At 53.9% G+C, this 26,389-nt stretch carries 21 protein-coding genes and 3 pseudogenes; 7 read left to right on the forward strand and 17 right to left on the reverse strand.

Features of this window, described 5'->3' with window-relative positions; all coding sequences use genetic code 11:
- From mnmE to ACLJRU_RS21235, 5 genes and pseudogenes are all read left to right on the forward strand, one after another.
- Window positions 1-1,365 carry a tRNA uridine-5-carboxymethylaminomethyl(34) synthesis GTPase MnmE gene (gene mnmE / locus ACLJRU_RS21215; protein WP_000019081.1) on the forward strand — a complete coding sequence of 455 codons (1,365 nt, stop codon included), beginning with the start codon at window positions 1-3 and terminating at the stop codon, window positions 1,363-1,365.
- Between the two features lie 182 nt (window positions 1,366-1,547).
- Window positions 1,548-2,735 carry an MFS transporter gene (locus ACLJRU_RS21220; RefSeq protein ID WP_000819627.1) on the forward strand — a complete coding sequence of 396 codons (1,188 nt, stop codon included), beginning with the start codon at window positions 1,548-1,550 and terminating at the stop codon, window positions 2,733-2,735.
- Window positions 2,704-3,635, forward strand: a pseudogene (gene yidZ / locus ACLJRU_RS21225) (HTH-type transcriptional regulator YidZ). The gene ACLJRU_RS21220 and the pseudogene yidZ overlap by 32 nt, the downstream one beginning before the upstream one ends.
- A 157-nt stretch (window positions 3,636-3,792) precedes the next feature.
- The gene (locus ACLJRU_RS21230; protein WP_023235401.1) at window positions 3,793-4,548 is read left to right on the forward strand and encodes a 4'-phosphopantetheinyl transferase family protein; all 756 of its coding nucleotides are present in this window, start codon (window positions 3,793-3,795) and stop codon (window positions 4,546-4,548) included.
- Window positions 4,548-5,132, forward strand: coding sequence for an NADPH-dependent FMN reductase (locus ACLJRU_RS21235; RefSeq protein ID WP_001541168.1), 585 nt, complete (start codon window positions 4,548-4,550; stop codon window positions 5,130-5,132). Before ACLJRU_RS21230 ends, ACLJRU_RS21235 begins: the two co-directional genes overlap by 1 nt.
- Before the next feature lie 6 nt (window positions 5,133-5,138).
- On the opposite strand, the gene ACLJRU_RS21240 is transcribed toward ACLJRU_RS21235, so the two are convergent.
- Both ACLJRU_RS21240 and adeP read right to left on the reverse strand, forming a co-directional pair.
- Complete coding sequence (locus ACLJRU_RS21240; RefSeq protein ID WP_001541169.1) at window positions 5,139-5,459, reverse strand: hypothetical protein; 321 nt, start codon at window positions 5,457-5,459, stop codon at window positions 5,139-5,141.
- 150 nt (window positions 5,460-5,609) lie between these two features.
- A complete protein-coding gene (adeP, locus tag ACLJRU_RS21245; RefSeq protein WP_001747550.1) occupies window positions 5,610-6,947 on the reverse strand; it encodes an adenine permease AdeP in 1,338 nt (445 codons plus the stop codon).
- Window positions 6,948-7,115: 168 nt separating this feature from the next.
- Between adeP and yieH the strand changes: the two genes are divergently transcribed.
- Window positions 7,116-7,781: a 6-phosphogluconate phosphatase gene (gene yieH, locus ACLJRU_RS21250; RefSeq protein WP_000078078.1), complete on the forward strand. Its 666-nt coding sequence runs from the start codon at window positions 7,116-7,118 to the stop codon at window positions 7,779-7,781.
- A 94-nt stretch (window positions 7,782-7,875) separates the two neighbouring features.
- On the opposite strand, the gene phoU is transcribed toward yieH, so the two are convergent.
- The 7 genes and pseudogenes from phoU to ACLJRU_RS21285 form a co-directional block, all read right to left on the reverse strand.
- Window positions 7,876-8,601 (reverse strand): phosphate signaling complex protein PhoU, encoded by a 726-nt coding sequence (gene phoU, locus ACLJRU_RS21255; protein ID WP_000377800.1) that lies wholly within the window; start codon window positions 8,599-8,601, stop codon window positions 7,876-7,878.
- Between the two features lie 14 nt (window positions 8,602-8,615).
- Window positions 8,616-9,389 (reverse strand): phosphate ABC transporter ATP-binding protein PstB, encoded by a 774-nt coding sequence (gene pstB / locus ACLJRU_RS21260; RefSeq protein ID WP_001541170.1) that lies wholly within the window; start codon window positions 9,387-9,389, stop codon window positions 8,616-8,618.
- An 86-nt stretch (window positions 9,390-9,475) separates the two neighbouring features.
- A complete protein-coding gene (pstA, locus tag ACLJRU_RS21265) occupies window positions 9,476-10,366 on the reverse strand; it encodes a phosphate ABC transporter permease PstA (protein ID WP_000212192.1) in 891 nt (296 codons plus the stop codon).
- The gene (gene pstC, locus ACLJRU_RS21270) at window positions 10,366-11,325 is read right to left on the reverse strand and encodes a phosphate ABC transporter permease PstC (protein WP_000741630.1); all 960 of its coding nucleotides are present in this window, start codon (window positions 11,323-11,325) and stop codon (window positions 10,366-10,368) included. Before pstC ends, pstA begins: the two co-directional genes overlap by 1 nt.
- Before the next feature lie 135 nt (window positions 11,326-11,460).
- A complete protein-coding gene (gene pstS / locus ACLJRU_RS21275; RefSeq protein WP_000867127.1) occupies window positions 11,461-12,501 on the reverse strand; it encodes a phosphate ABC transporter substrate-binding protein PstS in 1,041 nt (346 codons plus the stop codon).
- A 166-nt stretch (window positions 12,502-12,667) separates the two neighbouring features.
- Window positions 12,668-14,019: pseudogene (locus tag ACLJRU_RS21280) on the reverse strand (fructose-specific PTS transporter subunit EIIC).
- A 48-nt stretch (window positions 14,020-14,067) separates the two neighbouring features.
- On the reverse strand, window positions 14,068-14,886 hold the full coding sequence (locus tag ACLJRU_RS21285; RefSeq protein WP_000166712.1) for a shikimate 5-dehydrogenase: 819 nt from the start codon (window positions 14,884-14,886) through the stop codon (window positions 14,068-14,070).
- Window positions 14,887-14,980: 94 nt separating this feature from the next.
- On the opposite strand from ACLJRU_RS21285, the pseudogene ACLJRU_RS21290 reads away from it, so the two are divergent.
- A pseudogene (locus ACLJRU_RS21290) lies at window positions 14,981-16,738 on the forward strand (SgrR family transcriptional regulator).
- Between the two features lie 150 nt (window positions 16,739-16,888).
- Here the strand turns inward: ACLJRU_RS21290 and glmS are convergent.
- The 8 genes from glmS to atpH all read right to left on the reverse strand — a co-directional run bounded on the left by glmS (window position 16,889) and on the right by atpH (window position 26,375).
- Window positions 16,889-18,718 carry a glutamine--fructose-6-phosphate transaminase (isomerizing) gene (glmS, locus tag ACLJRU_RS21295; protein WP_000334063.1) on the reverse strand — a complete coding sequence of 610 codons (1,830 nt, stop codon included), beginning with the start codon at window positions 18,716-18,718 and terminating at the stop codon, window positions 16,889-16,891.
- Between the two features lie 188 nt (window positions 18,719-18,906).
- On the reverse strand, window positions 18,907-20,277 hold the full coding sequence (gene glmU / locus ACLJRU_RS21300; protein WP_000934851.1) for a bifunctional UDP-N-acetylglucosamine diphosphorylase/glucosamine-1-phosphate N-acetyltransferase GlmU: 1,371 nt from the start codon (window positions 20,275-20,277) through the stop codon (window positions 18,907-18,909).
- A 319-nt stretch (window positions 20,278-20,596) separates the two neighbouring features.
- Window positions 20,597-21,295 carry a Bax inhibitor-1 family protein gene (locus ACLJRU_RS21305; RefSeq protein WP_038394063.1) on the reverse strand — a complete coding sequence of 233 codons (699 nt, stop codon included), beginning with the start codon at window positions 21,293-21,295 and terminating at the stop codon, window positions 20,597-20,599.
- A gap of 229 nt (window positions 21,296-21,524) precedes the next feature.
- Window positions 21,525-21,944, reverse strand: coding sequence for a F0F1 ATP synthase subunit epsilon (locus tag ACLJRU_RS21310; RefSeq protein WP_001251971.1), 420 nt, complete (start codon window positions 21,942-21,944; stop codon window positions 21,525-21,527).
- 20 nt (window positions 21,945-21,964) lie between these two features.
- Window positions 21,965-23,347, reverse strand: a complete 1,383-nt coding sequence (atpD, locus tag ACLJRU_RS21315; RefSeq protein WP_000190499.1) for a F0F1 ATP synthase subunit beta — start codon at window positions 23,345-23,347, stop codon at window positions 21,965-21,967.
- Between the two features lie 26 nt (window positions 23,348-23,373).
- Window positions 23,374-24,237: a F0F1 ATP synthase subunit gamma gene (gene atpG / locus ACLJRU_RS21320; protein ID WP_000896506.1), complete on the reverse strand. Its 864-nt coding sequence runs from the start codon at window positions 24,235-24,237 to the stop codon at window positions 23,374-23,376.
- 50 nt (window positions 24,238-24,287) lie between these two features.
- On the reverse strand, window positions 24,288-25,829 hold the full coding sequence (gene atpA / locus ACLJRU_RS21325; RefSeq protein WP_001176753.1) for a F0F1 ATP synthase subunit alpha: 1,542 nt from the start codon (window positions 25,827-25,829) through the stop codon (window positions 24,288-24,290).
- Between the two features lie 12 nt (window positions 25,830-25,841).
- The gene (gene atpH, locus ACLJRU_RS21330; protein WP_001288957.1) at window positions 25,842-26,375 is read right to left on the reverse strand and encodes a F0F1 ATP synthase subunit delta; all 534 of its coding nucleotides are present in this window, start codon (window positions 26,373-26,375) and stop codon (window positions 25,842-25,844) included.
- Window positions 26,376-26,389: the final 14 nt, after the last annotated feature.

A 26,389-nucleotide genomic window follows, 5' to 3' on the forward strand; every position in this document is an offset into this window, starting at 1 on the left:
ATGAGCCATAACGACACTATCGTCGCCCAGGCAACCCCACCGGGACGCGGTGGCGTGGGTATCCTGCGTATTTCCGGTCTGAAGGCGCGCGACGTTGCGCAAGAGGTGCTGGGCAAGCTGCCGAAGCCGCGCTATGCCGACTACCTGCCGTTTAAAGATGTTGACGGCAGCGCGCTGGATCAGGGTATTGCGCTGTGGTTCCCCGGCCCGAACTCCTTCACCGGTGAAGATGTGCTGGAGCTACAAGGGCACGGCGGTCCGGTGATCCTGGACCTGCTGTTAAAACGTATCCTGACGCTTCCAGGCGTGCGCATTGCCCGACCGGGCGAGTTCTCCGAGCGAGCGTTCCTCAACGATAAGCTCGATTTAGCCCAGGCGGAAGCCATTGCCGACCTGATCGATGCCAGTTCCGAACAGGCGGCGCGTTCGGCGCTAAACTCGTTACAGGGGGCATTTTCCGCCCGCGTTAACCACCTTGTGGAAGCACTTACTCACCTGCGAATCTACGTCGAAGCGGCTATCGATTTTCCGGATGAGGAGATCGACTTTCTCTCTGACGGCAAAATTGAAGCGCAGCTCAATGGCGTCATCGCCGATCTTGACGCCGTGCGAACCGAAGCGCGCCAGGGCAGCCTGCTGCGCGAAGGGATGAAGGTAGTGATTGCCGGACGCCCGAATGCCGGGAAATCCAGCCTGCTGAATGCGCTGGCAGGCCGTGAAGCGGCCATTGTTACCGATATCGCCGGCACCACGCGCGACGTGTTGCGCGAGCATATTCACATCGACGGGATGCCGCTGCATATCATCGATACCGCCGGACTGCGCGACGCCAGCGACGAAGTTGAGCGTATCGGCATCGAACGCGCCTGGCAGGAGATTGAACAGGCCGACCGCGTGCTGTTTATGGTGGATGGCACCACAACGGACGCCGTTGACCCTGCCGACATCTGGCCGGACTTTATCGCCCGTCTGCCCAAAAATCTACCGATTACCGTGGTACGTAACAAGGCGGATATCACCGGCGAAACGCTGGGTATTAGTGAAGTAAATGGTCACTCACTGGTTCGCCTCTCGGCGCGTACCGGCGAAGGCGTCGACGTGTTGCGTAACCACCTCAAGCAAAGCATGGGGTTTGATACCAATATGGAAGGCGGCTTCCTAGCCCGTCGCCGTCACCTACAGGCGCTGGCGGAAGCCGCTGAACACCTTGAGCAGGGCAAAGCGCAGCTATTAGGCGCATGGGCAGGGGAACTGCTGGCGGAAGAGTTGCGCCTGGCGCAGCAAAGTTTAAGCGAGATTACCGGCGAGTTTACCTCCGACGACCTGCTGGGACGGATTTTCTCCAGCTTCTGTATTGGTAAATAACGTTGTGTTGCCCGGTGGCACGATGCTTACCGGGCCTACAAAACCCGTAAGCCGGATAAGGCGTTTATGCCGCCATCCGGCAGCAATAATTTCCCATTAGGAAATCACTGTTGTCCAAATGGCAACTCGTCTCGCGCAACGTCGCCCCGTATTCTTAGCGCCACACTTTTCGTGAGGCCGATATGAAACGTTTTCTACTGTGTAGTTTTGCCCTGGTTTTACTCTATCCTGCCGGTATTGATATGTATCTGGTCGGTTTACCGCGTATAGCCGTCGATCTGAACGCCAGTGAGTCGCAGTTGCATATCGCCTTCTCCGTTTACCTGGCCGGAATGGCAACGGCCATGCTGTTTGCCGGGAAGATAGCCGATCAGTCAGGCCGCAAACCGGTCGCGATCGTCGGCGCGATCGTCTTTATGATGGCCTCACTGCTTTGTTCACGGGCGTCGGAAGGCTCGCTATTTCTGAGTGGGCGTTTTCTTCAGGGAATAGGTGCAGGCGGCTGCTATGTGGTGGCGTTCGCCATTCTGCGCGACACGCTCGACGAGCATCGCCGGGCGAAAGTGCTGTCATTATTGAATGGGATTACCTGTATTGTGCCGGTACTCGCCCCGGTGGTGGGGCATTTGATTATGCTTCGTTTCCCCTGGCAAAGTCTGTTCTATACGATGTCCGCGATGGGCATTATTGTGGGCCTGTTATCACTGTTTATCCTGCGCGAGACGCGCCCGGTAAGGCTGGCTCCACGCGATTTATCACGATCGTCGCCCGCCGCCGAGTCGCTGATTAACCGTTTTTTCGTTAGTCGACTGGCGATCACCACCCTTAGCGTGTCGGTGATCCTGACCTTTGTCAATGCCTCTCCAGTGCTGCTGATGGAGGTGATGGGATTTAGCCGTGGCGACTATGCCATTACCATGGCGCTCACCGCAGGCGTCAGCATGGTCGTCTCTTTTTCTACCCCTTTTGCGCTTGGGTTATTTAAGCCGCGAACCTTAATGCTCGTCTCACAGGGGCTGTTTTTGACGGCTGGCGTGACGTTAAGCCTTGCTCATACCAATACCGTCACGCTCTTTGGCCTGACGCTTATCTGCGCCGGATTCTCGGTTGGTTTTGGCGTCGCGATGAGCCAGGCGCTGGGGCCATTTTCGCTGCGCGCCGGAGTGGCCAGTTCCACGCTGGGTATCGCGCAGGTTTGCGGTTCATCACTGTGGATTTGGCTGGCGGCAATACTCGGTATCAGCGCGATGAATATGCTGATCGGGATTCTGATTGGTTGTAGCATAGTGAGTATTCTGCTGATCTTCTCCGTCGCGCCCAACAGGTCCGTAGCCGAGCATGAAGAAATCCCTTACCAATCTCGACCTTAATTTGCTGTTATGCCTACAGTTACTCATGCAGGAGCGCAGCGTCACTAAAGCTGCAAAACGGATGAACGTAACGCCCTCGGCGGTCAGCAAATCGCTGGCGAAACTCCGGGCATGGTTTGACGATCCGCTGTTCGTCAATACGCCGCTGGGCCTGGCGCCGACGCCGCTGATGGTCAGTATGGAGCAAAGTCTGGCGGACTGGATGCAGATGGGGAATCAACTGCTTGATAAGCCGCATCATCAAACGCCGCGCGGTTTAAAATTTGAGTTGGCAGCAGAGTCGCCGCTGATGATGATTATGTTTAATTCACTGTCGCAGCAGATTTATCAGCGCTATCCGCAGGCTACCATTAAGGTTCGCAACTGGGATTATGACTCGCTGGAGGCGATTACGCGCGGGGAAGTCGATATCGGATTTACCGGACGCGAAAGCCATCCCCGCTCGCGATTGATTTTGAGGTGTTGTTTAGCGATTTGCCGTGGGTCTGGCTGCGGGAAGATCATCCGGCGCTGCGCGAAGCGTGGAATCTGGACACTTTTCTGCGCTACCCGCATATCAGTATTTGCTGGGAGCAAAGCGATACCTGGGCGCTGGATGATGTCCTGCAAGAAATGGGACGCAAACGCCATATTGCCTTGAGCCTGCCGGGGTTCGAGCAGTCGCTCTTTATGGCCGCCCAGCCGGATCACACCCTGATAGCAACCGCGCCGCGCTATTGCCAGCACTACAATCAGCTCCACCAGCTACCGTTAGTGGCGCGCCCCCTGCCTTTTGATGCGCAACAGCGGGAAAAGCTGATGGTGCCGTTTACCCTATTATGGCACAAACGTAATAGTCATAATCCCAAGATTGTGTGGCTACGACAGGCTATCAACACGCTCTGCCGTCGCCTTATCTGACCACCTGCGTTGATAAATTAACCTTCCTCTTACCAGAAATGTCACCGTCTGATTAAAGAACCTTCTGAAATTGAATTTTTAGCGCGTAAAACCTGTCCATAATTTACGTTAATGTTACTCTCGTCATTATCACGGCCCATTAATCACGGAGCGAAAAATGGCGACTCACTTTGCCAGAGGGATACTTACGGAGGGACAGTTGGTTTCAATTCGTCTCTCTTCGTCTTGCCATATTGAAGCCAGAAACCTGCCTGCTCACCGACGAACGCGTTTTCTCGCCTCCAGAGGCCTTCTTGCCGAACTGATGTTTATGCTGTACGGAATTAGCGAGCTGCCGGAAATCATTATTCAGGCGAAAGGTAAACCCGCGTTTCGTGACAAAAATCTGCCAGGCTTTTCTATCTCCTACGCCGGAAATATGGTTGGCGTGGCGTTGACCACCGAAGGAGAGTGCGGGCTGGATATGGAATTACAGCGCACCTCCCGCGGCTTTCACCATCCGCATTCGCTCGAACGCCACCCTTTCTCCCGTAATGAAAACTTATGGGTAGCCAATCAAAACGATCCCAACGAAGCGCGAGCGCAACTCATCACATTGCGCCAGAGCGTGTTAAAACTCACCGGCGATGTCATGAATGACGATCCGCGGGAGCTGCAACTTTTACCCGTTGCCGGACGCCTGAAGTGCACGCATGTCACACAGCTTGAAGCCGTATGCGATGCGGAAGATGTGCTGGTATGGTCCGTAACCGTTACGCCAGCGATAGAAAAATTAAAAGTGTGGGAGTTCGATGGCAAACTGGGCTGGAAAAGCCTGCCCGATATCCAGACGCGCGCCAATGAGCCAACCGGTCGTCTGATGCGATTCGCCCAACTCCCCGCCGCCAAATCGTATACGCTTAATCGTTTATAATGAAAAAAGGGGCACGTATGTCTGAAACGCTGAATGTGGTTACATTGCTGGGAAGTTTACGCAAAGGTTCCTTTAACGGAATGGTGGCGCGTACGCTTCCTAAAGTCGCGCCGGCAGGAATGACAGTATCGCCGCTGCCTTCGATCGGGGATATTCCGCTGTATGACGCCGATATCCAGCAGGAAGAGGGATTTCCAGCCAGCGTAGAGGCGCTGGCGGAGCAGATTCGCAACGCCGACGGCGTCGTCATTGTGACGCCGGAATATAACTATTCCGTTCCCGGCGGCCTGAAAAATGCCATCGACTGGCTATCCCGTCTGCCTGAGCAGCCGCTGGCGGGTAAGCCCGTTCTTATCCAGACTAGCTCAATGGGGGCGATTGGCGGCGCGCGCTGCCAGTATCATCTGCGCCAGATTCTGGTGTTCCTTGATGCGATGGTGATGAATAAACCGGAATTTATGGGCGGCGTGATTCAGAATAAAGTCGACCCGCAGACTGGAGAAGTGGTGGATCAGGGAACGTTAGATCATTTGACCGGTCAGCTGACCGCATTTGGCGAGTTTATTCAGCGGATGAAACACTGAGGATTATCACCGTAGTAAATATGCGTGCTTTTTTAGTAAAGCACGCATATCCGATGTGATGTAAAAAGCATCTTCCAACTCTTCATCCTCACAGTCCGTACATGACCAATACCACACTGTATAGATATGTCTGGTGATATGTTTATCCAGTAAGTCATAGATTACTGGCCAGGAAGGATGCTTATGGTACTGCTCACCAAAGTTATCAATACATTCAAGAAGTATTACCATTAACACAAAGCATTCATCATCGTTGCATTCGCTATAAGCCGATAAAAACTCATCCAACCGTCGATTATCCGCAACCTCGATTGGCCAATCTTGCATGCAAGATTCATTAGGCAGGCTGAAACGCTGAGCCAGGGAATCGATAGCCTAGCCTGTTTCATAACGAATTAAATGTTTGGGGAGATGAATAAATATTTTGTCCATGTTTCTATACATTAATGGGCGGTTTTACCGCCCATTTCGTTGTTCTTAGTGGCCGTCAATAAACACAATCTTCAGCACGAATAACAGCGCGACAATCACTACGCACGGGCTAAGGTCGCGCAGGCGACCGGTACCGATTTTCATCACGCAGTAAGAGATAAAGCCCAGCGCGATACCTTCGGTGATCGAGAAGCTAAACGGCATCATTACCGCCGTAATAAATGCCGGGACCGATTCGGTTAAATCCTGCCAGTTTACCCGCGCCAGGCTGGAGGTCATCAGCACGCCGACGTAAATCAGCGCGCCCGCCGCCGCGTAAGGCGGCACCATGCCCGCCAGCGGCGACAGGAAGATAACCAGCAGGAACAAAATACCGACCACCACCGCCGTCAAACCGGTGCGACCGCCCACCGAAACGCCGGAAGAGGACTCAATATAAGCGGTCACAGAAGACGTTCCGACAAATGCGCCAGTGACAGAAGAGATACTATCAACAAACAGCGCCTGCTTCATGCGCGGGAATTTGCCTTTCTCATCCGCCAGGCCGGCTTTATCAGTCACGCCAATCAGCGTACCGGAGGAGTCAAACAGGTTTACCAGCATGAAGGAGAAAATAACCCCCGCCAGGCCAAGATTGAACGAGCCTGCCAAATCGACATGCCCTACCACGCTGGTGACGCTTGGTGGCGCGGAGACAATGCCGTTGTAGTGTACATCACCCATCATCCAGCCAAGCAACGTCGTGACGATGATGGACACCAGCACCGCCGCATGAATGTTGCGCGAAGCGAGAATCGCAATAATAAAGAATCCGAGAACCCCCAGCAGCACGCTGTGCGAGGTCAGGTTGCCGATGCTGACCAGCGTTTCCGGGTTAGCGACAATCACGCCGGCGTTTTTCAACCCCATCATGCCGATAAACAGGCCGATGCCGCTGGTGATGCCCACGCGCAGGCTGACCGGAATGTTGGCGATCATCCAGTAACGCACGCGGAAGATAGTCAGCAATAAAAGACCAACAGCGCCCCAGAAAATGGCGCCCATGCCTACCTGCCACGGCAGTCCCATTGCCTGCACAACCACGAAGGCAAAGAATGCATTCAGCCCCATCGCGGGCGCCAGCGCCACCGGCAGGTTAGCGAACAGGCCCATCAGAATACTGCCAAAGGCCGCAATCAGACAGGTGGTCACAAAGACGGCGCTGGTGTCCATGCCAGCTACGCCCAGAATTTGCGGGTTAACAAAAACGATATAAACCATCGTCAGGAAAGTGGTAAAACCGGCGATCACTTCGGTTCGTGCCGTCGTGCCATGTTCGCGCAGTTTAAACACGCGTTCCAGCATACCCTGACCAGAAGCCTGGGTGGTGTGTTGTTGACTCATTATCAATTTCCGGAGAAAGGAGGGAAAATTCGCCGTTATCCTATACCAAAATGCAACACCTGGCGCAGTTGTGTGGTAATTTTTTTCACTCAATTTGTTAGTACGGCAACGATTGCGTCCCCTCATTCAGCATTACGTAAACGTTAAACTTGTTAAAATGGAAATGACATGTCCCAAATCGAAGCAGTGTTTTTTGACTGTGACGGCACGCTGGTCGACAGTGAAGTGATTTGCTCGCGCGCCTATGTCACTATGTTCCGGCAGTTCGGCATTACGCTTGAGCTCGCGGAAGTATTCCGACGCTTTAAAGGCGTAAAGCTCTACGAAATTATCGATACCATCAGTAAAGAGCATGGCGTTGCACTGGCAAAGGCGGAGCTGGAACCCGTGTATCGCGCCGAGGTTGCGCGCCTGTTCGATACCGAACTGGAAGCGATCGCGGGCGCAAATACGCTGCTGGACAGCATTAAGACGCCCATGTGCGTGGTATCCAACGGGCCGGTCAGTAAGATGCAGCATTCGCTGGGTAAACTGGGCATGTTGCATCATTTTCCTGATTTGCTGTTTAGCGGTTACGATATTCAACGCTGGAAGCCCGATCCGGCACTGATGCTCCATGCGGCGAACGCCATGAAGGTCAATGTTGAGAAGTGTATTCTGGTGGATGATTCCAGCGCAGGCGCGCAGTCAGGAATTGCGGCGGGAATGGAAGTGTTTTATTTCTGCGCCGATCCGCATAACAAGCCGATCGATCACCCTAACGTGACGACTTTTACCGATTTGGCGCAGTTGCCGGGATTGTGGAAAGCGCGCGGGTGGGAGATTACGCGTTAACTGAAATGCCGGATGGCGCTAACGCTTATCCGGCCTACAGCATCTGTACCTGTAGGCCCGGTAAGCGCAGCGCCACCGGGCAAAAGAATGAGATTTACTCTTTCGGATCTTTCCCCGCCAGCAGCTTATCCAGCTCATCGCCGCCCACGTGACGGAAATCTTGCCCCTTCACGAAGTAGAAGATGTATTCGCAGATATTCTGGCAGCGGTCGCCGATACGCTCGATAGAGCGCGCGCAGAATAACGCGGTCAGCACGCTGGGAATGGTGCGCGAGTCTTCCATCATGTAGGTCATCAGCTGACGCACGATGCCTTCATATTCCTGGTCAACTTTCTTATCTTCACGATAGATACGCACCGCTTCATCGAGATCCATCCGCGCGAACGCATCCAGCACGTCGTGCAGCATCTGCACGGTGTGGCGGCCCAGTGACTCCAGGCTGACCAGCAGCGGCTGGTGCTGCTGGGAGAATTTCTCCAGCGCGGTACGGCAGATTTTATCCGCCACGTCGCCAATGCGCTCCAGTTCGGCGATGGTTTTGATAATCGCCATCACCAGACGCAGATCGCTCGCCGTCGGCTGGCGCTTGGCGATAATACGCACGCAGGCTTCATCGATGGCGACTTCCATCATATTAACCTGATGATCGCCTTCTACCACGCGCTTCGCCAGCTCGCTGTCCTGGTTGTGCATGGCGGTGATAGCGTCAGAAAGCTGCTGCTCCACCATGCCGCCCATGGTCATTACCTGAGTGCGGATGCTTTCCAGTTCGGCGTTGAACTGGCCGGAAATATGTTTATTAAGGTTCAGACTGTCCATTACGCACTCCTGAATTAACCGTAACGACCGGTGATATAGTCTTCTGTTTGTTTCTTCGCGGGCTTGGTGAACAGATCGTCCGTGTTGCTGAACTCAATCAACTCGCCCAGGTACATAAACGCCGTATGATCGGAGCAACGTGCCGCCTGCTGCATGTTGTGGGTCACGATCACCACGGTGTAATCCTGTTTCAGCTCGGTGATCAGCTCTTCAATACGCCCGGTAGAGATCGGGTCCAGAGCTGAACATGGCTCATCCAGCAGCAGCACTTCCGGGCGAATGGCGATACCGCGCGCAATGCACAGACGCTGCTGCTGACCACCGGAGAGAGAGTACCCGCTCTGGTGCAATTTATCTTTGGTTTCGTTCCATAATGCGGCTTTGGTCAACGCCCACTGCACGCGCTCGTCCATATCGGCGCGAAACAGCTTCTCAAACAGACGCACGCCAAAGGCGATATTGTCATAGATGGACATCGGGAACGGCGTCGGCTTCTGGAATACCATCCCCACTTTTGCGCGCAGCAGCGCGATATCCTGGGTGTTGGTGAGAATATTGTCGCCATCCAGCAGAATTTCACCTTCCGCGCGCTGCTCCGGATAAAGCGAATACATTTTATTGAAGGTACGCAGTAGCGTTGATTTACCGCTGCCGGATGGCCCGATAAATGCCGTTACCTGATTCTTCGCGATATCCAGATTAATGTTCTTCAGGGCATGGAATTTGCCGTAGTAGAAGTTCAAATCACGAACCTGAATCTTACTCGGGGCAGTTTCAACCATACTCATTTCACTCTTTTCCTCATCCAGCGCCGCATCCGCCACGCCGTAAAATAATGCCTGATGGCGCTACGCTTATCAGGCCTACAATGTCTTTAACCGTGTTTTTTCTTCGCGAAAACAACACGCGCCAGAATATTCAGCAGCAGTACGCACAGGGTAATAATCAGCACGCCCGCCCAGGCTAATTGTTGCCATTCGGCAAACGGGCTCATCGCGAATTTAAAGATGGTCACCGGCAGGTTGGCGATCGGCTGCATCATGTCGGTGCTCCAGAACTGGTTCGAGAGCGCGGTAAACAACAATGGCGCCGTTTCGCCGGCGATACGGGCAATTGCCAGCAGAATACCGGTCATAATGCCGGAGATAGAGGCTTTCAGCGTAATCGCGGAGATCATCTTCCACTTCGGCGTACCCAGCGCATAAGCGGCTTCACGCAGGCTATCCGGCACCAGCTTGAGCATGTTTTCAGTGGTACGGATAACGATCGGTACCTGCAACAGCGCCAGCGCAATCACCCCTGCCCAACCGGAGAAGTGCTGCATCTGCGCCACCACGATGGTGTAAACAAACAGCCCCACAACAATTGACGGCGCGGAAAGCAGAATGTCGTTAATAAAGCGAATGATTTCCGCCAGCCAGGATTTACGGCCATACTCCGCCAGATAGATCCCGGCCATAATCCCCAGCGGCGTACCCAATACGGTAGCCCAGAGAATCAACAATCCACTCCCCGCCAGGGCGTTCGCCAGCCCGCCGCCCGCCGTATTCGGCGGCGGCGTAATTTCGGTAAACAGCGCCAGCGACATACCATCAATACCGCGCGTGATGGTGGACATCAAAATCCAGATCAGCCAGAACAGGCCAAATGCCATCGTCGCCATTGAGAGCGTTAGTGCGATACGGTTCTTCATGCGGCGACGCGCCTGCATCTTGCGACGGGATTCCGCGAGCTGCGCGGTGTTCTGCATATCAAGCGTAGCCATTAACGTGCTCCCTCGTTCTTCGCCAGACGCATAATCATGAACTTAGACGCCGCCAGGACGATAAAGGTGATCACAAACAAAATCAGCCCCAGCTCCATCAACGCTGCCACGTGCAGACCCGATTCCGCCTCAGCGAATTCGTTCGCCAGCGCGGAAGTGATGCTGTTGCCCGGCATATACAGCGACGCGCTGTCGAGCTGGTAGGTATTACCGATGATAAAAGTGACCGCCATCGTTTCACCCAGAGCACGGCCCAGCCCCAGCATAATGCCGCCGATCACGCCATTTTTGGTGAACGGTAGCACGATGCGCCAGATAACTTCCCAAGTAGTGCAGCCGATACCGTAAGCGGACTCTTTCATCATTACCGGCGTTTGCTCGAAGACGTCGCGCATAACCGCCGCAATGTAGGGGATGATCATGATGGCGAGGATGACGCCCGCCGCCAGAATGCCGATACCAAACGCCGGGCCGGAGAACAGCGCGCCGACAAACGGAATGTTGGAAAGAATATTGCCGACCGGCTCCTGGAAGTACGTCGCAAACAGCGGCGCGAAGATAAACAGCCCCCACATGCCGTACACGATACTGGGGATCGCCGCCAGCAGTTCAATAGCGATGCCGAGCGGACGCTTTAGCCAGCCTGGCGCCAGCTCGGTTAAAAACAGGGCAATGCCGAAACTGACCGGAACGGCGATCAGCAGTGCGATAAAGGAGGTCACCAGCGTGCCATAAATGGGCACCAGCGCGCCGTAGATATCGTTTGGCGCGTCCCATTCCTTAGTCCAAAGAAATGAGAAGCCAAATTTCTGAATACTTGGCCAGGAGGAGATGATCAATGAGACGATAATACCGCCCAACATCAATAGCACAATCAGCGCAGCCAGTTTTACTAGCGCGCTGAAAATCATGTCGCCTTTTTTACCCGGCGGGTTAAAAGCAGGCTTGGTTGCAGCCATAAATTACTCTTTCCATTAAACGCGTTTTACGACGTTGCCCCTGCCGGATGGCGCTACGCTTATCCGCCCTACGGTTTCGACCGCAGGCCCACGTTGTAGGCCGGATAAGCGTAGCGCCATCCGCCAATTCGTTAATTAATACAGCGCCTTACCGTTGCTGTCTTTTATACTGGTCTTCCAGGCGGTACGAACCTGCTCAACAACGTTATCCGGCAGGCTGGCGTAGTCCAGATCATTCGCCTGTTTAGCGCCATTTTTGTAGGCCCAGTCGAAGAACTTCAGCACTTCAGCACCCTGCTCAGGTTTCTTCTGCGCTTTGTGGACCAAGATAAAGGTGGTGGAGGTGATTGGCCACACATCGTCACCTTTCTGGTTGGTCAGATCCTGCGCGAAGGTTTTGCTCCAGTCTGCGCCTTTCGCCGCATTAGAGAAGCTATCTTCCGTCGGGCTTACCGGCTTGCCGTCGGCAGAAACCAGTTTGGTGTAGGCCAGGTTGTTCTGCTTAGCGTAAGCGTATTCAACGTAGCCGATAGCGCCTGGCAGACGCTGTACAAATGCCGCGATGCCGTCGTTACCTTTACCGCCCAGACCGGTTGGCCAGTTCACGGTAGAACCCGCGCCCACTTTCGATTTCCACTCGTCGTTGACTTTCGCCAGGTAACTGGTGAACACGAAGGAGGTACCGGAACCGTCAGCGCGACGCACCACAGCGATGTTCTGAGAAGGCAGCTTCACGCCTGGGTTCAGTTTGGTGATGGCTTCATCATCCCACTTCTTGATTTTACCGAGGTAGATGTCACCCAGCGTTTTACCATCCAGCACCAGTTCACCGGATTTGAGGCCTGGAATATTCACCGCCAGCACCACGCCGCCGATCACCGTCGGAAACTGGAACAGGCCTTCCTGATTCAGTTTTTCGTCAGACAGCGGCGCATCGGAAGCGCCAAAATCAACGGTATTCGCGGTGATTTGTTTCACGCCGCCGGAAGAGCCTATCCCCTGGTAATTGACTTTGTTACCGGTTTCTTTCTGGTAGGTATCCGCCCATTTGGCATACACCGGCGCAGGAAACGTTGCACCGGCACCTGTCAGGCTTGCTGCTGCAAAGGCAGAGAACGCGCTCATCGATAAGGTCGCGGCGACAACAGTTGCGACAGTGGTACGCATAACTTTCATAATGTCTCCTGCACGGTTTCGGTAAATCGTTGTTTGAGTTGCTACGATGAGCAAAATAGGACAAATTGATGACAGTTATATGTCTTTATTATGACGGTTTGATGACAATGGAAATAAAAAAAGCTGGCCCGGGGAGACACCAGACCAGCCTGCAGGGGGAGATGAATTAGACTGTTTGCGCAACCGCAGACGGTTTCAACAGCGCGTACATCAGGCCGCAGGCAATAGTGCCCAGGGCAATCGAGAGCAGGTACTGCATCACATGTTCTACCGCATGTGGGATCGCCAGGACAAAGAGGCCGCCGTGTGGCGCCATCAGTGTACAACCGAAATACATGGATAGTCCCCCGGCGATTGCGCCACCGACCATCGTAGAAGGGATGACGCGCATCGGGTCACGCGCGGCGAAGGGAATCGCCCCTTCAGAGATAAAGCACAGCCCCAGGATAAAAGATGCATTACCCGCTTCATGCTCAGCGGCATTGAATTTCGCTCTTGCCGCCCAGGTTGCGACGCCCATTCCTAATGCCGGTACCATCCCTGCCGCCATAATAGCCGCCATTGGCGTATAAGAATGAGAAGCCAGTAAACCGACGCCGAAGGTATACGCAGCTTTATTCACCGGCCCGCCAAGGTCAAAACCTTGCATTGCGCCCAGCAACATTCCCAGCAAGATAGCATTCGTAGAGGTCATATTCCCCAGGAACGTCGTCAGCCCTTCCATCACCGCAGAAACGGGGCCACCCACCACGTAAATCATGATTAGGCCGGTAATCAGCGTAGACAGTAGCGGCAGAACCAGCACAGGCTTAAGCGCTTCCATTGACGCTGGCAGCTTAATATTTTGCGCCAGAAACCGTACGCTGTAACCGGCCACAATCCCTCCCAGGAAACCAGCACCGCACAGGCTGGCCAACATCCCGCCAATAAGCCCCGGGGCCAGACCCGGACGATCGGCAATTGAGAAGGCAATAAACCCAGCCAGTACCGGCACCATCAGCACAAAGGCCGCCTTACCACCAATTTGAAATAGCGCAGCCGCCAGCGTGCCCGGCTCGTTGAAGGCCTGGATACCGAAGGCGCGATACACAATCCTCCCGCCACCACCAAAGGAAGCATATGGGATACGCCGGTCATTAAATGCTTATAAACGCCGGGTAGCTCTGTTTTACCAGCTGAAGAAGAGCGCCCGGCACTCCCCTGATAGACCTCGGCGCTATTGAAAGCATTATCCATTTCCTGCGCACTCTTTTTTAGCGCCGCGCCGGTACTGGTGCGATAGAGTCTTTTGCCAACAAAGCCTGACAGATCCAGCTCAATATCCGCCGCGATAATCACCACATCCGCCTGCGCTATCTCTTCCGCGGTCAGCGTGTTCTTCGCCCCGACGGAACCGCGGGTTTCAACCTTGATCCAGTCACCACGCTTGCGGGCTTCAATTTCCAACGCTTCTGCCGCCATAAAGGTATGGGCGACGCCCGTCGGACAGGCCGTCACAGCAACAATTTTTTTAGTCATAGTAGGGTACCCTGTTCTTTTAATTTAAAGAAAAAGCGGGAAAAAATGTTACAGGCGTGACCAGGCCGCTGCTTTCTGGAACAGCGCGTCATCCGGGCGAATCCCGGTATAAAGGACAAATTGCTCCACGGCCTGAATATCAAACACTTCGGAACCGGTAATCACGGTTTTACCGCGTTCACGGGCGTAGCGGATTAGCGGCGTGACGGGCGGTAGCGCCACCACATCAAAGATAACGCTCGCCTTATCCACTTCCTGTTCGGAATAAGAAAGTTTGTCGGCATCATTACCGCCAGCCATTCCGATAGGCGTGGCGTTAATTAACAAATCAGCTTCAATACCGTCGGTATCCGGGCGCCATTCATAGCCATAGAGTTCGGCCAGTTGTTTACCTGACGCTTCATCAATCGCGACAATATAACCACGGGTAAACCCCGCATCCTTCAGCGCGCAGGCCACCGCCTTTGCCATACCACCGCTGCCACGCAAAGCAAACACCAGGTCGGGAGAGACCTTGTAATTCGCCAGCAAGCGAGCTATTGCAATGTAATCGGTGTTGTACGCCTTCAGATGGCCATTGGTATTCACAATGGTATTAACTGAGTGAATGGCCTGAGCGGAAGCATCCAGTTCATCCACCAGCGGAATGCAGGCTTCTTTAAACGGCATAGAGATCGCGCACCCACGGATCCCCAACCCGCGCACGCCGCTAATGGCCTGCGTAAGATCGGTCGGCGAAAAAGCTTTGTAGAGATAATTGAGATCCAGCGCTTCGTACAGATAGTTGTGAAAGCGTGTACCGAAGTTACTTGGGCGTGCCGCCAGGGACATGCAGACCTGAGTGTCTTTATTAATGCGCTTTGTCATGATGAATCCTCATAGAAGTTGCGATAGAGAAAATCATCGGCTAAAAAGGGGATATTAAAAATTGCTCATTCCCGTTCGGGAAATTTCACCTTTTATGACAACCCGGCACACTGAACAAAAATACTTAAAGCTACTCCAGCACTATGGCGACAAGCCTGTTAGCGTGACGCTACAGGAGCTGGCGGATATGTTGTTCTGCACCCGGCGGCATATGCGTAATCTGTTGCTTCAGATGCAGGAGGCAAAGTGGCTCATCTGGCAATCACAGGCCGGACGTGGGCATCGCGCCCGGCTTCACCTGCGCTATAAACCAGAATAGCTGTTAAGCGAAAAGGCGGAGCAGTTGCTGGAGTCTGGTCATGTTGATCAGGCCATTCAGCTGCTGGGTAAAAATAAGCACCAGGTGGCGCAACTGTTGCGTTCAAAGCTGGGCTATAGCGTGCGGGCAGACTATCAGCGGCTGTGCATCCCCTATTACCGGACAATGCCGTCGCTGTGCCCCGGCATACCGTTGCGTCGCTCTGAGCAGCATCTGGTCAGGCAGATTTTTAGCGGCCTGACGCGCATAAATGAGGAAAAAGGTGAAGTCGAAGCCGATCTTGCCCACCACTGGCGGCAGATTGATCCACTGCGCTGGCGTTTTTATCTGCGCCCCGCCGTCCTCTGGCATGATGGTCAGGAGCTGACGATCGACGCGGTTATCGCTTCACTGACCCGCAGCGCTAAGCTGCCGTTGTTCTCGCACTTGCAGACCATTCAGGCCACCGGGCCGCTGAGCCTTGAAATTACGCTGGCGCACCCGGATAACCGACTGCCGCTGCTGCTCAGCCATATTGATGCCATGATCCTACCGCCTGACCATACACAACGCGCTGATTTCCCGGCACATCCTGTGGGGACTGGCCCTTATGAGGTGGTGGAAAACAATGGCTTTCATCTGCAAATGAAGGCCTTTGACCACTATTTCGGTCTGCGCGGGCTGCTGGATGAAGTGGAGGTCTTTATCTGGCCGAATTTAACGGAGACAGACAACCTGGCGGAATCGCTGTCGGATAACGACACGGCAGCTTGGCTCAGTTCCAGCCTGAGCGATGAGGATTACGTTTCCGGACGGCTTAGCCAGGTAGCGGGCAAACCTTCTGACAACCTGCGCGAGATGTTTCTTGAGCGTGGAGGATATTTTTTATTATGCGACAGTCGCTCTCCGCACTGGCATACCGCCGAACATCGCCGCTGGCTGCGGGAAACTCTCAGCCCTTACGCCTTACTCCAGCATCTGAGTGAGGCAATTCGCCCCTTCTGGGTACCGGGCGGCAGCCTGCTGTCCTCCTGGTTTCATACTATTGAGGCGGGCCCGGCCTGTTCACCTTTTATCTCGTCGTCGCCCTACGCAAAACTGCGTCTGGCCTATCACGATCAGCACCCTGAATTTCCAATGCTCCTGGATATTATGCAAGAGATCATGCGCCAGCAGGGCATTTTACTTGAGGGCGTTGAGCTGAATTATGATGACTGGGCGAATGGCAAAACCAATGTGGATCTCTGGCTGGGGACGGTCAATTTCCCCATTCCCGAAGAGTGGAACGTCGGTACATGGCTACTGGGCTCCCCTTTACTGCGCCACGCCATCAGCGGTGGGGATGATGCGCTGCTGGCCCAATGGGAAACCCAGTGGCATACCGAAACCATCAGCGCGGAACAACTGGTCAGGGAAACCACCCGTTCAGGCTGGCTACAGCCGCTTTTTCACCACTGGATGCGACTCAAAGGCCCCGACCGGGCCAGGGGGATCCACCTGAATAACCTGGGATGGTTTGATTTCCGATCCACCTGGATTGAGCCAGGGCCTTAAAGAAGAGAATGTGACCGGGTACCCGTAGCGCAGGCAGGCGTAGCACCTCTTAGTCGCTCTTCAGCCACCATAGAGAAAGAACAGCGCCTGTCACGGCGCACAAAAAAAGGCCGTCTATCGACGGCCTTCTGCCTGGTACTACATTTGTACTTACTCTACGGTAACCGATTTCGCCAGGTTACGCGGCTGGTCAACGTCGGTGCCTTTAATCAGCGCCACGTGATACGCCAGCAGTTGCAGCGGAACGGTGTAGAAGATAGGCGCAATGACCTCTTCCACATGCGGCATCTCGATGATGTGCATGTTGTCGTTGCTGACGAAACCCGCATCCTGATCGGCGAAGACGTACAACTGACCGCCACGTGCGCGAACTTCTTCGATGTTGGATTTCAGTTTCTCCAGCAGTTCGTTGTTCGGCGCCACCACAATCACCGGCATATCGGCGTCAATCAGCGCCAACGGCCCGTGTTTCAGCTCGCCTGCAGCATAGGCTTCCGCGTGAATGTAAGAGATCTCTTTCAGCTTCAGCGCGCCTTCGAGCGCAATCGGATATTGATCGCCACGCCCCAGGAACAGCGCATGGTGTTTGTCAGAGAAATCTTCCGCCAGGGCTTCGATACGTTTGTCCTGCGACAGCATCTGCTCAATACGGCTCGGCAGCGCCTGTAGGCCATGCACGATATCATGCTCAATGGACGTATCCAGACCTTTCAGACGCGCCAGTTTCGCCACCAGCATCAACAGCACGGTTAACTGGGTGGTGAAGGCTTTGGTAGATGCTACGCCAATTTCCGTACCCGCGTTGGTCATCAGCGCCAGATCGGATTCACGCACCAGCGAAGATCCCGGCACGTTACAAATGGCCAGAGAGCCCAAATATCCCAGCTCTTTCGACAGACGCAGGCCAGCCAGGGTATCTGCGGTTTCGCCAGACTGTGACAGGGTAATCATCAGGCTGTTACGACGCACGGCAGATTTGCGATAGCGGAATTCAGAGGCGATTTCAACGTCGCACGGAATACCTGCCAGCGATTCAAACCAGTAACGGGAAACCATACCGGAGTTGTAAGACGTACCGCAGGCGAGGATCTGAATATGCTCAACCTTCGACAGCAGTTCATCGGCGTTCGGTCCCAGCTCGCTTAAATCCACCTGACCGTGGCTGATGCGCCCGGTAAGGGTGTTTTTGATCGCGTTCGGCTGTTCGTAGATCTCTTTCTGCATGTAGTGGCGGTAAATACCTTTATCGCCCGCGTCATATTGCAGATTGGATTCGATATCCTGACGTTTTACTTCCGCGCCGGTGTTATCGAAGATATTTACCGAACGGCGAGTGATTTCAGCGATATCGCCCTCTTCAAGGAAGATAAAGCGACGAGTCACTGGCAACAGCGCCAGCTGGTCAGAAGCGATAAAGTTTTCGCCCATACCCAGGCCAATCACCAGCGGGCTACCAGAACGTGCCGCCAGTAGGGTATCCGGGTGACGGGTATCCATAATTACCGTACCATATGCGCCACGCAGTTGCGGGATAGCACGCAGAACAGCCTCACGCAGAGTACCGCCCTGTTTCAGTTCCCAGTTTACCAGGTGTGCAATCACTTCGGTGTCGGTTTCAGAAACGAAGGTATAGCCACGCGCTTTTAACGCTTCACGCAGCGGTTCATGGTTTTCGATGATGCCGTTATGCACCACCACAATGTGTTCAGAAACATGCGGATGCGCGTTAGCTTCTGAAGGTTCACCGTGCGTCGCCCAACGAGTGTGAGCAATACCGGTGCCGCCATGCAGAGGATGTTCTTCCGCTGCCTGAGCCAGCATTTGGACTTTACCGAGGCGACGCAGGCGGGTCATATGACCTTCTGCATCAACCACGGCCAGACCGGCAGAGTCATATCCGCGGTATTCCAGACGACGTAAACCTTCGAGAAGGATTTCAGCTACATCACGCTGCGCGATAGCGCCAACAATTCCACACATAGTTTTATTTCCTGATTATGGCATTACGCCATGCGTTGTCGCTGACCTGTATGCCCGTCGTTGCGGGCGCCCCGAGCCTTGTAGAGAGTGGGGTTATTTTTATAAGTACTGCTCATGGAGCGGAGGATTATTTTATCCTCTCATCTCCGGTCTGCCGGATGGCGCTGACGCTTATCCGGCTTACAAAATCACTTTTTCTTCACCGGACGCTGCCAGCCTTGCTTATGCACCTGCGGCACGCGGCTTAATACCAGTTCATTGTCGGCTACATTACGGGTGACGGTAGTCCCTGCGGCGATGGTGGCCCCTTTACCAACAGTAACCGGCGCCACCAGTTGGGTATCGGAGCCGACAAACACATCGTCGCCAATAACCGTTTTGAATTTGTTCGCACCATCATAGTTACAGGTGATGGTCCCCGCGCCGATATTCACGTTGTCGCCAATTTCCGCATCGCCCAGGTAGGTCAGATGGCCGGCTTTAGAACCTTTACCGAGACGCGCTTTTTTCATTTCAACGAAATTGCCGACGTGAGCGCCCGCTAACAGCTCCGCGCCGGGACGCAGGCGAGCAAACGGGCCGATGGTGCAGGCCGCTTCCAGATGCGCATCTTCCACCACGCTGTATGGGCTAATTTCGCAGTCATCGCCAATAACGCTGTTTTTAATAATGCAGCCCGCGCCGATCTTCACGCGGTGACCGAGCGTTACATAACCTTCGATGATAACGTTAGCGTCAATTTCCACATCCATTCCACAATGAAGGGTGCCGCGAAGATCAAAACGTGCCGGATCGCGCAACATAACGCCGGATAACAGCAGTTTCTCCGCCTGTTCGGCCTGGTAAATACGCTCCAGACGAGAAAGCTGTAGACGGTTATTCACGCCGTCCGTTTCGCTGATGCGAGCCGGATGCACCGCGGCGATTTCCCGTCCTTCCTGATAAGCCAGCGCGATGATATCTGTGATGTAATATTCCCCCTGCGCATTATTGTTAGTCAGCTTAGACAACCAGCGTTTCAGGTCCGCGCCGTTGGCGATCAGAATACCGGTGTTAATTTCCTGGATCTGACGCTGTTCATCAGTGGCGTCTTTATGTTCAACGATGCCGGTCACTTTACCGTTTTCACGCGTAATACGGCCATAGCCGCTCGGATCGTCCAGCTTCACGGTTAATAACCCAATACCACCCTGCGGTTTGGCATCGCGCAGGCGCTGTAAGGTTTCAACCGAAATCAGCGGCACGTCGCCGTAAAGCATTAAAATATCTTCATCGTCGCTAAAGAAGGGCGCGGCCTGCTGCATTGCGTGACCTGTTCCCAACTGTTCCGCCTGAAGCACCCAGTTTAGCTTGTCATCTTTCAGGGTCTGTTTTAACAACTCGCCACCGTGGCCATAGACCAGATGAACCTGTGCGGCCCCTAATTTAGTAGCTGCATCAATGACATGCTGCACCATGGGTTTACCCGCCAGCGTGTGCAGCACTTTAGGAATATCGGAATACATGCGCGTGCCTTTACCTGCGGCAAGGATCACTACGCTCATAGCACTATTTAACATACGCGTCCTGACTGTAATTTGAGAACGAATTTATACTGTTTCACGTTGAAAATACTACATTTTTTTCATCGTAAAATGGAAGAAGGATAAAACGCTCACCGGGATAAAAACCCCGCCTGCTAATGAATCATTTTCGTTCATTACCGCGCCTCTTGTCTCCTGAAAAGTAAAAACACCCGCGTATTGGCAACGTAGTCCGATGTTTTTGCTGTTTTTTTACTCCATAAATAAAGAAGATAACGTAATAAAGCGCAGGGGAGTCAGAAAAGCAAAAACCAGCGACAGAGGCCGCTGGTTTTCCGTTGCGCGTATTTTTTACTTAATTACGCGACATAAAAATCCGCAAAATATACCAGAACATGGTCGCGATAGAAGCAAACAGATGTAATGCCGCGCCAGCAGGGCGATCGGTAGGGTAATGGTGAATAATGTTAGAAGTATCGTAAAGTATAAACCCGGCGCACAGCAGTACCATCAGCGCAGAAAACCAGACGCCCAGCGAGAAGCCGCAGATGACGCTGGCAATAATCGCGCCAAAAGCAATGAACCCAGCCATAGTCAGAAACGAGCGCAGAAAAGAAAAGTCTTTTTTTATAGAAAAAGCGGTAAACGTCAGGCCGCCGACCAGCAACAGAGTCGTTATTGCCGCCGCGCCAATGCTCGACGGGTTAATATACGCCGCCACCGTTAACAGGGTGGCAAAAATCAGGGATTCTGCCAACACATAAATCCCCAGCCCGATAAGTTGCGTTTGATTATTCCCCGCATTATCCGCCAGACGGGTCGCCAGCATTCCCACCAGCATAAAAGCGCCGAGAACAACCAACCAGCTATATCTTCCACCAGCCAGCAGCACATCAAGCGCATACTCCCCGACCCCTATAAAACTCCACGCCGCGCTCAATACGATAAAACCGACGATGGCGACGGCGAGATGAAGATAAGCACGACGAATAAAGGTAGTACGATCAATCCTTGAGTCGGGTTGTGGACCCGCAAAGGATGGCTGAAATGACATAGTAATAATCCCTCATTTTATGCAATAAAAACGCATCCATTCCTCCCTTCTTCGCACAATGTGCAGATGCCAATGACAGAAAGAAGGATTTAATGAAAACAGCGCTGTCGCTGAAAACGCGTCGCCTTCAGCCGCTTGTTTTTGTCGTTGCTAGTTTATCGAATAAAAATTGAGAGGATAAAAAAAAACCAGTCCGCAATCAGACTGGTTTTATGCTTTCAAGCCGGTGTTACATCGCTTTTTTGGTCAACTCGATAACGCGCAGTTTAGCGATCGCTTTGGCCAGTTCCGCAGACGCCTGAGCGTAATCCACGTCACCGTGCGAGCTCTTAATGTGCTCTTCGGCTTTACGCTTCGCTTCCAAGGCTCGCGCTTCGTCGAGATCCTGACCGCGAATCGCGGTATCCGCCAGAACGGTCACACTGCCAGGCTGCACTTCCAGAATGCCGCCGGACAGATAGATAAACTCTTCGTGACCGTGCTGCTTAACGATGCGAATCATACCAGGCTTAATGGCGGTGAGCAGCGGCGCGTGCCCCGGGTAAATCCCCAGTTCGCCTTCGCTACCCGTAACCTGGATTTTCTCGACCAGACCGGAGAACATTTGTTGCTCCGCGCTGACGACATCCAGGTGGTAAGTCATTGCCATATCACCCTCCGATTAAGGCGTTAAAGTTTTTTGGCTTTTTCCACGGCTTCGTCGATGGAACCGACCATGTAGAACGCCTGCTCCGGCAGGTGATCGTATTCGCCTTCCATGATGCCTTTAAAGCCACGGATGGTGTCTTTCAGGGAAACGTATTTGCCCGGAGAACCGGTAAATACTTCCGCCACGAAGAACGGCTGGGACAGGAAGCGCTGAATTTTACGCGCGCGTGCTACCACCAGTTTATCTTCTTCAGACAGTTCATCCATACCGAGGATGGCGATGATGTCTTTCAGTTCCTGATAACGCTGCAGGATGGACTGAACGCCACGCGCGGTGTCGTAGTGTTCCTGACCAACAACCAGCGGATCCAGCTGACGGCTGGTGGAGTCCAGCGGGTCAACGGCCGGGTAGATACCCAGGGATGCGATCTGACGGCTCAGTACCACGGTTGCATCTAAGTGCGCAAAGGTGGTGGCTGGAGACGGGTCAGTCAAGTCATCCGCCGGTACGTATACCGCCTGTACGGAGGTGATAGAACCGGTTTTGGTGGAGGTGATACGTTCCTGCAGAACGCCCATCTCTTCCGCCAGAGTCGGCTGGTAACCTACTGCGGAAGGCATACGGCCCAGCAGTGCGGATACTTCCGTACCGGCCAGGGTGTAACGATAGATGTTATCGACGAACAGCAGTACATCACGACCTTCGTCACGGAATTTCTCCGCCATGGTCAGGCCGGTCAGTGCAACGCGCAGACGGTTTCCCGGCGGCTCGTTCATCTGGCCATACACCAGGGATACTTTATCGATAACGTTGGAGTCGGTCATTTCGTGGTAGAAGTCGTTACCCTCACGAGTACGTTCCCCTACGCCCGCAAACACTGAGTAACCGGAGTGCTCGATCGCGATGTTACGAATAAGCTCCATCATGTTTACGGTTTTACCTACACCCGCACCACCGAACAGACCGACTTTACCGCCCTTCGCGAACGGACACATCAGGTCGATAACTTTGATACCGGTTTCCAGCAGTTCCTGAGAGTTTGACAACTCTTCGTAGGAAGGTGCTGCGCGGTGAATCGCCCAACGCTCTTCTTCGCCGATCTCGCCTTTCATGTCGACCGGTTCGCCCAGGACGTTCATGATACGACCCAGCGTGGCTTTACCTACCGGGACTTCGATCGGGTGTTCGAGATCTTTTACATCCAGACCGCGACGCAGACCGTCAGAAGACCCCATCGCGATGGTACGCACGATACCGCCGCCAAGCTGCTGCTGAACTTCCAGCACCAGCTTCTCATTACCATTCTGCACCTCAAGGGCATCGTACACGCGTGGTACGGCATCCTGAGGGAACTCGACGTCGACCACGGCGCCGATTACCTGGACAATCTTTCCAGTAGCCATCTTAAATCCTCTACGAAATAACCTGGTTAAACCGCGGCGGCCCCCGAGACGATCTCGGTGAGTTCCTGAGTAATGCTGGCCTGACGAGCTTTGTTGTATACCAACTGCAGCTCTTTAATCAGGCTGCCGCCATTATCGGTTGCGGCTTTCATCGCCACCATTCGTGCGGCCTGCTCGCTGGCCAGGTTTTCTACCACGCCCTGATAAACCTGAGACTCCACATAACGACGCAAGAGAGTATCCAGCAGCGCTTTCGGGTCTGGTTCATACAGGTAATCCCAGGCTTTACGCTTCAGATCATCATCTTCTGACGCCGGCAGCGGCAGCAGTTGAGTGATCGTCGGCACCTGAGACATGGTGTTAATAAATTTGTTGCTGACAATGTAAAGCTTGTCCAGACGGCCTTCGTCGTAGGCCTGCAACATCACTTTAACCGGACCGATCAGTTCGGACAGAGAAGGGTTATCCCCCATACCTGTCACCTGAGCGACAACGTTGCCGCCTACGGAATTAAAGAATGACACGCCCTTAGAGCCGATCATTGCGAGTTCGCACTGAACGCCTTTATCGGACCATGCCTTCATATCCGCCAGCAGCTTTTTGAACAGGTTAATGTTCAAGCCACCGCACAAACCACGGTCGGTCGACACTACCAGGTAGCCCACGCGTTTAACGTCGCGCTCTTCCAGGTAGGGGTGCTTATATTCCAGATTACCGTTCGCAAGGTGACCAATCACTTTGCGCATGGTCTCTGCATAAGGACGGCTGGCCGCCATGCGATCCTGCGATTTACGCATTTTGGAAGCGGCGACCATCTCCATCGCTTTAGTGATCTTTTGCGTGTTCTGGACGCTTGCGATCTTACTACGTATCTCTTTTGCGCCGGCCATGAGCTTCTCCTCAATGCCTTACGGCCTGCCCTAAGGCAAGCCGCCAGACGTTACCAGGACTGGGTTGCTTTGAAGGAATCGAGGATGCCTTTCAGCTTGCCTTCGATTTCGTCGTTATAGCCACCGGACTGGTTGATCTCTTGCATCAGCGGAGCGTGATCACGGTCGACGTAAGCCAGCAGTGCGGCTTCGAAGCTACCGATTTTCGCCAGTTCGACATCCGCCAGATAACCACGTTCTGCTGCGAACAGAACCAGAGACTGCTGCGCGACGGACATCGGCGCATACTGTTTCTGTTTCAGCAGTTCGGTCACTTTCTGACCGTGGTCAAGCTGTTTACGGGTGGCATCGTCAAGGTCGGATGCAAACTGAGAGAACGCCGCCAGTTCACGATACTGCGCCAGCGCGGTACGAATACCACCGGACAGTTTTTTCATGATCTTGGTCTGGGCTGCGCCACCTACACGGGATACCGAGATACCCGGGTTAACCGCAGGACGGATACCGGCGTTAAACAGGTTAGATTCCAGGAAGATCTGACCATCGGTAATGGAAATTACGTTGGTCGGAACGAACGCGGAAACGTCACCTGCCTGCGTTTCGATAATCGGCAGCGCAGTCAGTGAACCGGTTCTCCCTTTCACTTCACCTTTAGTGAAGGCTTCGACGTAGTCGGCGTTAACACGCGCAGCACGCTCCAGCAGACGAGAGTGGAGGTAGAATACGTCGCCCGGGAATGCTTCACGTCCTGGCGGACGACGGAGCAGCAGGGAGATCTGACGGTAAGCAACAGCCTGTTTAGACAGGTCATCGTAAATGATCAGCGCATCTTCGCCGCGGTCACGGAAGTATTCGCCCATTGCGCAACCGGCATACGGCGCCAGATATTGCAGCGCAGCGGATTCGGACGCGGTCGCCACCACAACAATGGTGTTAGCCAGCGCGCCGTGCTCTTCCAGTTTACGCACCACGTTAGAGATGGTGGACGCTTTCTGGCCGATAGCGACATAGATACATTTGATGCCGGAGTCGCGCTGGTTGATGATGGCGTCGATAGCCAGCGCGGTTTTACCGGTCTGACGGTCACCGATGATCAGTTCACGCTGACCACGACCGATTGGGATCATGGAGTCAACGGCTTTATAACCGGTCTGCACCGGCTGATCGACAGACTGACGATCGATAACGCCCGGCGCAATCGCTTCAACGGCAGAGAAGCCGTCATTATCAACCGGACCTTTACCGTCGATTGGCGCACCCAGGGTGTTTACCACACGTCCCAGCAGGCCGCGGCCAACCGGAACTTCCAGGATACGCCCCGTACATTTAACCTTCATGCCTTCGGCAAGGTCAGCGTATGGACCCATGACTACCGCACCCACGGAGTCGCGCTCCAGGTTCAGTGCGATAGCGTAACGGTTACCCGGCAGGGAGATCATTTCACCCTGCATACAATCGGCCAGGCCGTGAATGCGGATAACACCGTCACTGACAGAAACAATAGTACCTTCGTTGTGAGCTTCGCTCACCACATTGAACTGAGCAATGCGCTGCTTGATCAGTTCGCTGATTTCGGTGGAATTCAGTTGCATGCTCCAGTCCCCTTAAGACTGCAAGACGTCTGCAAGGCGCTCAAGACGGCCGCGTACGCTGCCATCAATGACCATATCACCCGCCCGGATGATAACGCCTGCCATTACAGACTTATCGATTTTGCAATTCAGCTTCACTTTGCGTGACAGACGTTTTTCCATCGCGGCGCTGATTTTCGAAAGCTGCTCTTCACTCAATGCGGTTGCCGACGTAACTTCTACCTCGGAGGTAGCTTCACTGGCGGCACGCAGATGAATAAACTGCTCCAGAACATCCGGGAGCGCGTTCAGACGATTATTTTCAGCCATCACCCGAATCAGGTTCTGACCGTTTTCGTCTAACTGCTCACCGCAGACTGCGATAAACGACTCAGCGAGCGTTTCCGGCGCCAGCGCGCCAGAGAGAAGCTCTGCCATTTGTTCGTTCTTGGTTACCTCGGCGGCAAACGCCAGCATATCCTGCCAGCGCTCTACACTTTGGTGTTCAACGGCAAAGTCAAAAGCTGCTTTGGCGTAGGGGCGAGCTACCGTAACAAATTCAGACATCAGCCCCTCCCTCC

Origin of the sequence: Salmonella sp. SAL00653 (assembly GCF_046552515.1) — a bacterium.
GTDB classification, from domain to species: domain Bacteria; phylum Pseudomonadota; class Gammaproteobacteria; order Enterobacterales; family Enterobacteriaceae; genus Salmonella; species Salmonella enterica.